This window comes from Pandoraea pnomenusa, from assembly GCF_000767615.3.
Taxonomy (GTDB): domain Bacteria; phylum Pseudomonadota; class Gammaproteobacteria; order Burkholderiales; family Burkholderiaceae; genus Pandoraea; species Pandoraea pnomenusa.
Window position 1 is genome coordinate 4,447,587 of the sequence record NZ_CP009553.3, and the last position, 12,539, is coordinate 4,460,125.

Sequence of the window (12,539 nt, forward strand, 5' to 3'; positions counted from 1 at the left end):
CCCCATACTCCCGCTACATCGTCAGCGCCGGCGGTGTGATCGTGCTCGATACGATCAGCGCACCAAGTGCCTACGACCGCGAATGCGCGGTCCGCGCCCACGCCATGGCTGAAAAGGCCAGCGCCCCGCGCGGGCGCCGCCGACCACGAGTGTTGAATGGTGCTGCCCGCGCGGCGCGAGGTGCCGCATGAGCGCGCTTTTGCTTCAGATCTATATCTTCATCACGTCCATTTCGGCCGTGTACTTCCTCACCAGTAAGCCAGCGCACGCGCGATGGGGCTCGCTCATCGCTTGTGCGGACAACCAGCCTGGCTCTACGTCACCGCCAAGGGAGAAACGTGGGGCGTGTTCGCCGTCAGCGTCTGGTTCTTCTTTTGCTATTACCGCGGCGTCGCTCGCGGCTTCTTTCCCCTTCACAAGCAGTAATCGCCCACGGAGACTCTCATGTTCACCGAATTGCACGCGCTCGCGCAGCGCACCTGCCTGACCATCGCAGTGACCGCCGAAGGCGAGCATCTGCGTGTGCACATCCAGCCCACACCCAAAAAGGAGGGCGCGCCCGTGCACCCGCTTTCGTTGATCGGCACGCCGGAAGAGCTTGACGAGCAGTTCCCGGAAGCCGTGGCGATCTACGAGCCGGGCGCGCTTTCGTTGCTCGACCAGGCTCGCGCCGCCGCGAATGTCAATGCGAAGGGTAATGACGCCGAGACGCCTGCCGCCACCAACAAGCCCAAGGGCACGCGCGGCCCGAAAAAGCGCCCTCCAGCAAACGACGCGCCGTCCACGGACAACGGCCAGCAAGGCGCCGCACAGACCAACACGACTGCCGAAGAACCTGGCCAGAGCGCATCGCCCTCCGCCGCAACGCCGAACGTCACTGACGACTCGGACGACGACCTGCCGAGTAACGCGCCGCTCGACTTGATGTAACAGCCACTCACCGAGGAGATTTCCGCCATGAAAACCGAAGCGCTCCAACGAGAGTTTCGCTACAACAGCGTCAAACTCGCCGATCCGGCCCCCGCCTTCACCGTGCAACAGGTCCGCGACTTTTATGCGAACACGTATCCGGAGATCGTCAACGCAGATATCGAAGGGCCCGAGATGGCCGGCAGCAAGCAGGTCTACACGTTCCGCCGAGCCGTCGGTACCAAGGGCTGCGTTCCCATCAGCGTCAAGGCTGCTCGCCTGATGTCACTCGCCGAAATGGGAGACGTCCCCGCGCGTGAACATTCTTTCATCGGCAAGCTGAATCGCGCGCTCAACAGCGGACAGGTTGTTGCGATCCCCGACCGCGAGTTGCGTCGTATCCACCGCCTTTACGATGAGCATGCAGGGGAGAAGGCATGACGCTCGCCCAACTTCACGCTGCCATTCGTGCCGGATCACTGTCACCAGTCGCTGGAGTCCAGGCACCCGCCGAACACGTCAACACCCCGCTCGCAAGGCGCGTCGAGGAGGTGATCCGTCGATCGGCACTTGCCGACCAACGGCGTCCGACGCCGGTCGCGGAAAACGTGGGGCTATTGCCATGAACACCTTGTCGATTCCGCGCGCGAACGCCATCGCGCCCTCGTACCACCTCGCGGCTGACTCTGATTACACCACCAAGATCGCGACGACGCTTCTCGATGCCGGGCTGATCGGAGACGAATGCGTGCGCGGAACGAGCCCGCGCTCCTTCGCGGAAGTCTGCCGCCGCGCGATCGCCGCCCGTTGGACTGAGGTCACGGCTGGCTTGCGCACATTCAACTGGCATCTCCATGTGCTGCCTGGAACCGAGGTGTACTCCGACGAATCGTTTGCATTCGTTTGCGTGCTTCGCCCAGAGACCTATGATCAGTGGCCAGTGCTCGAAATCGGACCGCGCATCATGCAGCTTGAGTCGACGAGGCCCGGTCTTGGCCAAACGGTTCTCGCGCTTTTGTATGACGCGTTCGACAGTCTGCCCAACGTGTTTACGCCGCGCACAGCTCTTTGGACCGCCGAGTACGTGCATTGGCACGGCGAGCGTGACGAAGCTTACGCAATCGAAGAATTGCTCGGATGGATGACGCCCGAGGAAGCACAGGGCGCGACGATCGACGTCTTCCGGCGCGCGGATTTCTTCTGCGGCCTGCCGGAATGGGCCGCGCTACCCGAACGCGTTCTGACCGTTCGCGACATCGAGGAAGCTGCCCGGAGCGACGAGTTCGCTGCCTCCGTCGTCGCGGCATGCGACGCAATTAGCGATCTCGCAATGCACGATGGGCCTCTCCCGTCCATGGCGCACGACGCCCCCTGCGAACTGATCGGGGTATCGGCATTTGTTCGGTGGCACGAGGACGACGCCGTACTTCGACTGTGGGACGACTACGCGAACCTTTCTGTGCAAGGCGAACACCTTGAAGCCTGCGCCGCCGTTGGTTTCGACATTCGCGGCACAGGCATTGCAGACTGGATCGGTGCTTTGCCGCAACTCGGCGAGCTCGCCCGCCGTGTTGAGGTGTTGCTCGATCTCGTCGGGGAGCGCCGAACATGAGCCCCGTGACCATTCAATCGAACCGCGACGCCGTGCTCGTGCCGCGTAGTGCACTAGTCATGTATCGAGACGACGGAAGCGCGCACGCCTTCGCCACATGCCACCCGATTCACTTCATCGGAGATGTGCCGCATCTAGGCCCTGGCACCGCGTTGAATCACGATCATCTCGCAGACTTCGCCGCGGTGGCGCAGAAGCAAGCCGCCTATGCCGGGTTCGTTCCGGAACGATTGATCTACACGCAGCCCAACCTGATCGCGTGGTGGCGCCCGGCGGGAAAGCGTCACGTCTGGTTCTCCACGGGGGACGCGATTGGCCAGCGTGCTGGCGCGACTGAGCATCCGCCGCTCGTGTTCGTCGCCTCGCATCGCGGCTGGCATGTCTTCGCCCTCCGCACGAATACCCGGCCCACGCCGGAAAGCGCGCTATTCAACGCGCCCTATTACAACGTTTGGCAGGACGGCAGGATCTGCGCTGGCAACGCGCAAACACCCAAGTCAGCCACGCCCGACTCGATCAAAGGATTCGAGGACGCGTTCTTCCGAAGCCGATTCACGCACCCCAACCAACCAAGACTGATCAAGCGCAAGGGCGGCGCGACACAACTCTGGCTCGACCTGCTCGACGGCGTGGCGTTTCCTCTCGCCGCGCTCATTCCCGCCGGCGAGACGCTGGCCGACGCAATCCACCGTATCGCCACTGGAGAGAAATAATGCAGCACGTCCTCGAAGCATTCGAAGCCGCCTCTAAGGGCGCCCTCAAGCAGTTGGCCGACGCCATGACCGAATTCTCCGGCGCCGTGAAGCACGAACTGGAAGCCGCGCGGCCGCGCGCGATCGCAGCAAAGGAAGACGACGCCCAGATCCAGCTCGACGTAGCATTGTATGACAGCGCGCCGACGCTTGCAGTACCTAAGCACGCGCAGTTCGAAGCACTGCAAGAGATCGGCCACCGATTCCTCGCATCGGCCGATGGCCTATTTGTCGAGATCCGCCGCCCGTGGCTGCACCTGATTCGCCAGGTCAGCAAATTCCCGGCCGAAGGTCCGCGCCCGCCTTACGGGACCATCGCCGAGACGTGCGAATTGACGTTTGGTCGACTCCCCGCTGCGCTGCCGCTTATCGCAGGCTTCGCAGCCGAAGCGCTCGATAGCCTGCCAAACGAGCATGCCGCCTGGATTGTCTGGAACGATCAGTCGCAGTTGCTCGAGTACATCGCGCTGAAGCCGAGCGAAGCGTCCCCCGGCCATATCAAGTATGAACGGCCGCAGCTCGCGGCTCACTTGTCACTCGTGATCGATATCCACAGCCACGGAGCGTCGCCGGCGTTCTTCAGCGCCACTGACGACCAGGACGATCGCGGAGAAGTGAAATTCGCGTGCGTTGTGGGCAACCTCGGCGAGGAAGGCAGCCTGCCATCAATCGCGATGCGCCTTTGCGCACTCGGCCTCAACATTCCCATCAAGCTCTCGCCGGCAGACGTGTTCAAGACGTGGGAGGCCAACCATGTCGCATAAGCCGCTCACAAAAAAGCAGCTTGAGGACGCCAAGCGCATGTACACGATGGCAGGTGGCACTTATGGTGCCGCAGAACGGGTCATAGAACATGTGGCCGCCATCGCTTTCGAGAACGGGCTAGCATTCAGCGCAGGCCACCGCTCATTTCACGACTGGGCCGAGTCCGAAGGGCTCGACATGTCGGTTGACTGGAAAGGCGACCTCACATCGCCGGTTTCCGCCGCGGCGCTGCGGGGATGGGAAGCCGCACGGAGCGCAGCCTCGCAGGCAAAGGATGAGCGGAAATGAGAAAGCTCGACCGCATCCACCCAACACCGTCAGCGTATCTGAGTCGCGCTGTGAGCGTCCTGCTCATCGGCTGCGGCGGGAATGGCTCGCTGATGCTCACCGGCCTCGGCCGACTCAATCATGCGCTGACTGCACTCGGCCACCCGGGCCTGGACGTCACCGCCTACGACGACGACACCGTGAGCGAGGCGAACATGGGCAGGCAGATGTTCAGCCCTGCCGACGTCGGCCTGCACAAGAGCAGCGTGCTCGTTCATCGGGTCAATCAGTTCTTCGGATTGAACTGGCGGGCCGAGCCGCACCGCTTCGCATCCGATCAGGACGCCAACACGTACTCGCTGAATGGGAAGCCCACCATCGCCATCGTATGCGTCGACAGCGCTACCGCACGAGCCAGCATTTACTCCTTTCTGGAGAGCCGTAGCTTTCGCGGGTACATCCTCGACCTCGGTAATCGGGCCAGTGACGGACAGGTTCTGCTTGGCCAGCTCTCCGCGAGCGGCGACTTGCCCCCGCTGCTCGCCGACGATGGCATTGAGCCTGCAGCGAGACTGCCGGCGCCTCATCGCGTGCTGCCCGAGCTGGTCGACACCACCGCTCCGCCCGACGACGAGCCGAGTTGTGGCCTCGCCGCCGCGCTCGAGCGCCAGGAACTGTTCGTGAACCAGGCGGTGGCCACGCCAGCACTCGCGCTGCTTTGGGAGTTTTTCCGCTACGGGAAGCTCACGTGGTGCGGCGCATTCGTAAACCTCAAGACCGGCAACATGCGCCCGATCGCTGTTCCGGCCGGGGAATAGGTGACGCAATGAGCAGCACTTTCCTGTCGCGCGACGAAGTCTGTGAACTGACCGGGCGCCGGCAGCATGCGGCGCAGGCACGAGCACTGCGCGCGATGGGCATCGAACATCGCGTGCGGCCGGACGGCTCGATCGCCGTTTTGCGCACGCACATCGAGGCCGAACTGGCCCCTGCCGCAACGCGCCGCGTCGCGGATTGGCAACCGAATTGGAGCGCAGCCTAATGCCACGACCGAGAAGCAAAGAGAACAAGGGCCTGCCGACCCGCTGGCGCCGGCGAAGTGGCGCCTATTACTACCAGGTGCCGCGCGGCCTCGAGCATATGTGGGACGGAAAGAAGGAATTCCGGCTCGGCGCGTCACTGCCCGAGGCATACCGCGTGTGGGCAGAGCGGCTCGGCAAGATGGAGGAGACGCGCACCGTCGCCGAACTGCTCGATCGATACTCGCTGCAGGTCGTGCCAACGAAGAAGCCGACGACACGCGCCCAGAACCAGGTCGCGATCAAGCGCCTGCGCAACGTGCTCGGCGTCGTGCCCATCACCGCCATCAAGCCACAGCTCATTTATCAATACGTCGAGCGGCGTGAGGCCAAGGTGGCAGCGCGGCGCGAAATCGAAATCCTGTCGCACGCGTTCACCAAGGCGGTCGAGTGGGGCATTTTGGATCGTCACCCGTTCAAGGGCGAGGTGCGGCTTCCCGGGGAAAAGTCGCGCACGCGGTACATCGCGGACTGGGAAATCGATGAGTGCCTCGCGCTCGAGCCGAAGCGCAAGAAGGGAAGCGTGCTCGCCTTGCAGGCATACATCAAGATCAAGCTACAAACCGGCATGGCACGCAGCGACCTGCTACGCCTTCAGCCGGAGCGCGACTTTGACGACGACGGCATCCATATCCTGCGCCACAAGACGGCGGACAGCAGCGGCAAACGCACGATCTATGAGTGGACGAACGAATTGCGCGAGGCAGTAGCTGAAGCCGTTCGCGCACGGCCGGTGCGCACGTCCAAGTGGCTTTTCTGCACGCTTGAGGGCGAAGGCTACATTGACGAGGAAACTGGACGCGCCGGCGGCTTCGATTCGATGTGGCGCGGGTTTATGGATCGCGTGCTGGCGGAGACCAAGGTCACCGAGCGGTTCACCGAGCACGACCTACGCGCCAAGGTGTCGAGCGACGCGGAATCGATCGAACATGCCCGCGCGCTGCTCTCGCACACGACGACACAGACCACGCAGCGCTCATACCGGCGCAAGGCCGAAAAGGTCAAACCACTGCGCCGGGGACGATCCGAATAGGAAAGCCCCCGTTCTATAGGAAACGGGGGCTTTCTTAGAAAGGCGTAAAGCCTTATGGAAGGCGGTGGCGGAGAGAGGGGGATTCGAACCCCCGATAGGCTATTAACCTATACACGCTTTCCAGGCGTGCGACTTAAACCACTCATCCATCTCTCCTGAATGGTCGCGCATTATAGCAGGTTGGCGGCAACATCTCACCCCCTTTCGTAGCGCGTGGGATCAAATATGGCGCCTCCCCTTCCGTCACGGGCGTCGCAGATGGTCCACCAGGTGTCTGTCGCGCTCGCTCGGGCGTCCGCCCAGCAGGCTGAACGCGATCGCCACCGCAAACCCCACCGGCACCCCGAACGCCCCCGCCGAAATCGGGTCCACGCCCCACCACCGTGCTCCCGCAAATCCCGTCAACCGCGTGAAAAACGGGTACGTCGTCATGATGTAGTACACGCACACCAACAACCCGCTCACCATGCCCGCCGTCGCCCCCAGACGCGTCGTGCGCTTCCAGAACACCCCCAGCACCAGCGCCGGAAACAGGCAGGATGCCGCCAGCGAAAACGCCGCCCCCACCAGAAACAAAATGTTCCCCAACTTCAGCGACGTCACGTACGACGCAAACATCGCCACGCACAACAACAGTATCTTCGACGTCGTCACCCGCTTCTGACTCGACGCATTCCGATCCACCATGTGAAAGTACACGTCGTGCGACAGCGCATTCGCAATCGTCAGCAACAACCCGTCCGCCGTCGACAGCACCGCCGCCAACGCCCCCGCCGCGACCAGCCCGGAAATCACGTACGGCAATCCCGCAATCTCCGGGCCCGCCAGCACCAGCATGTCCGGTTGCATCCAGATCTCGCCCCACTGCACCACCCCGTCCCGGTACACGTCGGAGATGTCCAACTGCACCGGCGTCGCGTGCCGCCATTGCGTCACCCACCCCGGCAAGTTCTCGTATCGGGCACCGACCAGATGCAGCAACACGTCATACTTCAACATCACCGCCAACGCCGGCGCACTCACATACAGCAGCGCCACGAAGAACAACGTCCACCCCACAGAACTCCGCGCCCCCTGCACCGTCGCCGTCGTGCCATATCGCGTCAGGATGTGCGGCAGACTCGCCGTCCCGATCATCAGGCACACCATCAGCAACAGGAAATTCAACCGCTGCGAACTGCGCGTGGTGTCATCCCGCGCCGGAAACGGCTCCGTCATCGCATGCGGCGGTTCGCTGCGCTCCGCATACTGATTTCGCATCTCCAGCCACCGATTCTGCGCCTCGCCCACGTCGCGCGGAAACGCCTCCAACTTCGTCTCCAGCACCTTCACGTCACGCAACGGGCCATTGCGACGCTTCGTGTCCAGCAACTGCCGCTCCAGCTCGGCCCGCTCGCTGTAAAAACTGTCCGGCAACCCGTCCAGCCGTCGCTGCATCTGCTCGGCCTGCTCGCGGTAATAGTCCCGCACCTCACGCTCAGGCACCGACTGCTGAATGTCGCGCTCCAGCGCCTCGACCTTCGCCAGCGCCTTGCCGTAGGTGAACTGCGGAAACCAGCCATTGCCCGTCTGATGCCCGATCATGGCCGTCGGCACCAGAAACGCCGTGATCATGATGATGTACTGCGCCACCTGGGTCCACGTCACCGCGCGCATGCCGCCCAGGAACGAACACACCAGAATGCCCGCCAGCCCGAAGAAGATCCCGATCGTGAACTCGACGCCGATGAAACGCGACGCAATCATCCCCACGCCCTGAATCTGCGCCACCAGATACACGAACGAACACAGAATCGTCGAAAACACCCCCAGCGCACGCACCAGATTGCTGTCGTAACGCGTGCCCAGAAAGTCCGGCACCGTGTACCGTCCCATCTTGCGCAAGTACGGCGCCAACAGAAACGCCACCAGACAATATCCGCCCGTCCATCCCATGACGTATGCCAGGCCGTCGTAACCGGAAACGTACAGCGACCCCGCCAACCCCATGAACGACGCCGCGCTCATCCAGTCCGCCGCGCACGCCATGCCATTGAACATCGGCGGCACACGACGCCCCGCCACGTAGTACTCGGCCGCGTCGGACGTGCGGGATATCAGCCCGATCACCGCATACACGGCAATCGTCACGAACAGGAACGCATACCCGATCCAGACGCCCGGACCGTTCACACGCTCAAGCAATCCGATCATCAGCACGAACGCGAGAAACCCCGCTGTGTAATACAGGTAGTAACGCAGCAGCCTGCGCGTGAAACTCATCGGGGAGCGCGCGCCGACGTGGCGCGAGAGAGGGGGTCAGGCATTGCGCCGAATTCAGCGCCGGCATCGCGCATTCCGAGGCTGTCCCGATGCGCATCGCGCAACGCCGAGAGCGCCCGGCGATACTGGGTATCGTTGCGACGTTGCATCGCGACGTAGATCATGATCAGCACAATGTCGATCAGGATCGCCCCCTGCGCACCCATGTAGAACGGCAGCGGCCAGCCCGCAAATCGCATCGCGGCCCATTCCCGCGCCCAGAACTGCGGTACGAAAGTCACCACGAATCCGATGGCCATCAGCACCGCCACGAGCCGTAGCGTCCGTCGCCAGTGACGTGTCGCGATGCTCGCCGCCTCGCCATGCCAGTCGACGTCGGGCGGCGTGCCGCCGGAACGCATGTCCGAACGCACGCCACCAACGCCGAAGGTCGCGGATGCGGCAGGTGTGCCCGCCGCCCCCGTCTGCGAACGCTTAGCCATGACCGGCCGGGAACCCCGCGCTTACTGCGCCTGCTTGAGCTGCTCCAGAATGGCCGGATTCTCGAGCGTGGACGTGTCCTGCGTGATCTCCTCGCCCTTGGCAATCACTCGCAACAAGCGACGCATGATCTTGCCGGAGCGGGTCTTCGGCAGATTGTCCCCGAAGCGGATGTCCTTCGGCTTGGCGATCGGCCCGATTTCCTTGCCGACCCAGTTGCGCAGCTCGAGCGCGATCTGCCTGGCTTCGTCTCCCGTCGGACGCGAACGCTTGAGCACCACGAACGCCACGATCGCCTCGCCCGTGGTGTCGTCCGGACGCCCCACCACCGCCGCTTCCGCCACAATCGGATTCGCCACCAGCGCCGACTCGATCTCCATCGTGCCCATGCGGTGACCGGAAACGTTCAGCACGTCGTCGATTCGCCCCATGATCGTGAAGTAACCGGTCTTGGCGTCGCGAATCGATCCGTCGCCGGCCAGGTAGATATGCCCACCCAGCTCCGACGGGAAGTAGCTCGACTTGTAACGCTCCGGGTCGCCCCAGATGGTACGGATCATCGACGGCCACGGACGCTTGATCACCAACATGCCGCCCTGACCGTTCGGCACGTCCTGCCCCGTCTCGTCGACGATGGCCACCGCAACGCCCGGCAACCCCAAAGTGCACGAACCCGGCACCAGCGGCGTCGCCCCCGGCAGCGGCGTGATCACGTGACCGCCCGTCTCCGTCTGCCACCACGTGTCGACGATCGGACAACGCCCGCCGCCAACGTTCTCGTAGTACCACATCCACGCTTCCGGATTGATCGGCTCGCCGACCGAACCGAGAATGCGCAGGGACGACAGGTCGTACTGCTTCGGATGCACGTCCGGCGTCTGCTCGGCCGCCTTGATCAGCGATCGGATCGCAGTCGGCGCCGTGTAAAAGACGCTGACCTTGTGACGGCCGATCATCTCCCAGAAACGACCGGCGTTCGGATACGTCGGCACCCCCTCGAACACGACCTGCGTCGCGCCCACGGCGAGCGGACCGTACGCAATGTACGTATGCCCGGTAATCCAGCCGATGTCGGCCGTGCACCAGAAGACATCGTCAGGCTTGATGTCGAAGGTCCACTGCATGGTGAGCGACGCCCACAGCAGATAGCCGCCAGTGCTGTGCTGCACGCCCTTGGGCTTGCCCGTCGATCCCGACGTGTAAAGGATGAACAGCGGATGCTCCGCGCCGACCCACTCCGGCGCGCACTGATCCGACTGGCCCGCAACGAGGTCCTGCATGACTTCGTCGCGACCGGCCTGCATGGCCACATTGCCGCCGGTGCGACGGTAGACGATCACCGACTTCACATGGTCGCAACCGCCCATGGCAAGCGCTTCGTCGACGATCGCCTTCAAGGGCAGCGCCTTGCCGCCGCGCATCTGCTCATCGGCCGTGACGATGGCCACCGCGCCGGCATCGATCACGCGCTCGTTGAGCGACTTCGCCGAGAAACCGCCAAACACCACCGAGTGCGTCGCGCCAATACGGGCGCACGCCTGCATGGCGACCACGCCTTCGATCGACATCGGCATGTAAATGACCACGCGGTCGCCCTTTTTCACGCCCTTGGCCTTGAGCGCATTGGCGAAACGACTCACGCGTGCGAGCAAGTCCCGGTAAGTCACCGGCGTCACGGTGCCGTCATCGGACTCGAACAGGATGGCGTTCTTGTCGCCCAGGCCCGCCTCGATCTGACGGTCCAGGCAATTGTAGGAAGCGTTGATCTGACCGTCTTCGAACCACGTGTAGAACGGGGCGTTGGTCTCGTCGAGGACTTTGGTGAACGGCTTGTGCCAGGCCAGGTTCTCGCGCGCCTGACGCGCCCAGAACCCCTCGTAATCCTTCTCGGCCTCGGCGCAAAGCGCCTCATAGGCGGGCATGCCGGAGATGTTCGCTTTGGCGACCAGCGCCTGCGGCGGCGCGAAAACGCGCTGCTCCTGCAAAACCGATTCGATTGCTGCCATGAGTTGTCCCCTCTTATGGATATGCAAATACGATTGCAATCAAGCCAAAACAAATCGCTAACGTCACATTAAGACGAGCGACTTACTAACGCCTTACACTGGTGCACACGCTTCGCGCCTCCTGCGCGCGGGACTCGCGCGAACGCGTCGACGCTGTGCCGCAGACTGTGGCGTATTCGCTACAATCCTACCCGTATCAACCCTATCCCGCCACCCCGGACTCGCCCGGAGCGCCCGTGAATTCGACATCTCAGCCTCCGACGCCCCCTCATACCCAGCCCGGGACGCCGACCGCCGACCGGCTGTTCGCCCGGTTTCCGAGCTTCGCGCTTGCGCTGGCCATGACGTTCGTGGGCACCAACGTAGGCATCGGCAAGACGATGGTGGCCGTGATGCCCGTCGCGGCCTTCGCGCTGTGGCGCTTCCTCATCGCCATTGCCGCCCTGTCGCCCCGTTACCGGCCTTCCGTCATGCGGCGCGTGACGCGAGACCAGTGGAAGCACCTCTTCGTGCAGACGTTCTTCGGCACGTTCCTGTTTACGCTGCTCATGCTCCATGGCGTGCGCCTGACCACGGCCACCGCCGCGGGCGTGATCACCGCCACGCTGCCCGCCTGCGTCGCACTGCTCTCCTGGGCGGTGCTGCGCGAGCACCCGTCGCGCCGCACGCTCGTGAGCATCGGACTGGCGATTGCCGGCGTGGCGCTGCTCAATGTCTCGCGCGGCGACGCCCACGGCGCCAGCGGCACGGGCGGCGCCCCGAGCGCCTGGCTGGGCAACGCGCTCGTGCTCGGCGCGGTGCTCTGCGAGAGCATCTACGTGATCGTCTCGAAACGCCTGGCCGCCGAGCTGCCCGCCATCGACATCTGCGCCTATACGCACCTGATTGGCGGCGCACTGATGCTGCCCCTGGGCGCGGCAGGCCTGATGGCGGTGGACTACGCGGCGCTCACGCCCGGCCACTGGGCCCTCATCGTCTGGTATGGCCTGGCGGCGAGCGTTTTCTCGTTTTTCCTGTGGATGCGCGGCATTCGGCACGTCAGCGCACAGCTTGCGGGGGTCTTCACGGCGATGGTGCCCGTCTCGGCCACCGCGTACGGCGTGATTTTCCTCGACGAGCGCCTCTCCGTCGCCCAGGGCGCCGCGCTGGCGCTCACCGTCGCGGGAATCGTGCTCGCCGCGCTCCCTTCCCCCGGCGCACGCAAGACGCTATTGCCGGCCCGCGATTGATTCGGCCGCGGCGCGGCGGGCAAGACGTTGTAAAATGCCCGCCATGCCGAATTTCGCGACGCGAAATCCGTGACCTGCCATCAGGCACCGTCCCGCGCGCCGCGTCTATTTGATTTGCGTATTTGATAACCCTCGTCTGCGGCCG

13 protein-coding genes and 1 tRNA gene are annotated in these 12,539 nt (G+C 63.8%); 10 read left to right on the forward strand and 4 right to left on the reverse strand.

The genetic code is table 11. The features are described from left to right. Positions 1–444 precede the first annotated feature (444 nt). The 9 genes from LV28_RS43850 to LV28_RS43890 all read left to right on the forward strand — a co-directional run bounded on the left by LV28_RS43850 (position 445) and on the right by LV28_RS43890 (position 6,417). Complete coding sequence (locus tag LV28_RS43850; RefSeq protein WP_052408626.1) at positions 445–930, forward strand: PRTRC system protein E; 486 nt, start codon at positions 445–447, stop codon at positions 928–930. A gap of 27 nt (positions 931–957) precedes the next feature. Further along, positions 958–1,350: a PRTRC system protein C gene (locus tag LV28_RS48535; RefSeq protein ID WP_081326949.1), complete on the forward strand. Its 393-nt coding sequence runs from the start codon at positions 958–960 to the stop codon at positions 1,348–1,350. 181 nt (positions 1,351–1,531) lie between these two features. Next, positions 1,532–2,521: a PRTRC system protein F gene (locus LV28_RS43860; protein WP_038619916.1), complete on the forward strand. Its 990-nt coding sequence runs from the start codon at positions 1,532–1,534 to the stop codon at positions 2,519–2,521. After that, positions 2,518–3,234, forward strand: coding sequence for a PRTRC system protein B (locus LV28_RS43865; protein ID WP_038619913.1), 717 nt, complete (start codon positions 2,518–2,520; stop codon positions 3,232–3,234). The genes LV28_RS43860 and LV28_RS43865 overlap by 4 nt, the downstream gene beginning before the upstream one ends. Beyond that, a complete protein-coding gene (locus tag LV28_RS43870; RefSeq protein ID WP_038619910.1) occupies positions 3,234–4,037 on the forward strand; it encodes a PRTRC system protein A in 804 nt (267 codons plus the stop codon). Before LV28_RS43865 ends, LV28_RS43870 begins: the two co-directional genes overlap by 1 nt. Then, positions 4,027–4,326 (forward strand): hypothetical protein, encoded by a 300-nt coding sequence (locus LV28_RS43875; protein ID WP_038619907.1) that lies wholly within the window; start codon positions 4,027–4,029, stop codon positions 4,324–4,326. Before LV28_RS43870 ends, LV28_RS43875 begins: the two co-directional genes overlap by 11 nt. Further along, entirely contained in the window at positions 4,323–5,123 is an 801-nt protein-coding gene (locus tag LV28_RS43880; protein ID WP_038619904.1) for a PRTRC system ThiF family protein, read from the forward strand. Before LV28_RS43875 ends, LV28_RS43880 begins: the two co-directional genes overlap by 4 nt. An 8-nt stretch (positions 5,124–5,131) precedes the next feature. Then, entirely contained in the window at positions 5,132–5,347 is a 216-nt protein-coding gene (locus tag LV28_RS43885; protein ID WP_038619901.1) for a DUF4224 domain-containing protein, read from the forward strand. After that, entirely contained in the window at positions 5,320–6,417 is a 1,098-nt protein-coding gene (locus LV28_RS43890; RefSeq protein WP_257125731.1) for a site-specific integrase, read from the forward strand. Before LV28_RS43885 ends, LV28_RS43890 begins: the two co-directional genes overlap by 28 nt. Positions 6,418–6,482: 65 nt before the next feature. Here LV28_RS43890 and LV28_RS43895 read toward each other — a convergent pair. The 4 genes from LV28_RS43895 to acs form a co-directional block, all read right to left on the reverse strand. Next, positions 6,483–6,573 (reverse strand) — tRNA-Ser (locus tag LV28_RS43895). Between the two features lie 87 nt (positions 6,574–6,660). Further along, the gene (locus tag LV28_RS43900; protein WP_023597419.1) at positions 6,661–8,679 is read right to left on the reverse strand and encodes a sodium:solute symporter family protein; all 2,019 of its coding nucleotides are present in this window, start codon (positions 8,677–8,679) and stop codon (positions 6,661–6,663) included. Next, positions 8,676–9,161: a DUF4212 domain-containing protein gene (locus LV28_RS43905; RefSeq protein WP_025249785.1), complete on the reverse strand. Its 486-nt coding sequence runs from the start codon at positions 9,159–9,161 to the stop codon at positions 8,676–8,678. Before LV28_RS43905 ends, LV28_RS43900 begins: the two co-directional genes overlap by 4 nt. A 21-nt stretch (positions 9,162–9,182) precedes the next feature. Further along, positions 9,183–11,165, reverse strand: a complete 1,983-nt coding sequence (acs, locus tag LV28_RS43910) for an acetate--CoA ligase (protein WP_038619897.1) — start codon at positions 11,163–11,165, stop codon at positions 9,183–9,185. A 302-nt stretch (positions 11,166–11,467) separates the two neighbouring features. On the opposite strand from acs, the gene LV28_RS43915 reads away from it, so the two are divergent. After that, positions 11,468–12,394 (forward strand): DMT family transporter, encoded by a 927-nt coding sequence (locus LV28_RS43915; protein WP_255315234.1) that lies wholly within the window; start codon positions 11,468–11,470, stop codon positions 12,392–12,394. The last annotated feature ends 145 nt before the right edge of the window (positions 12,395–12,539 follow it).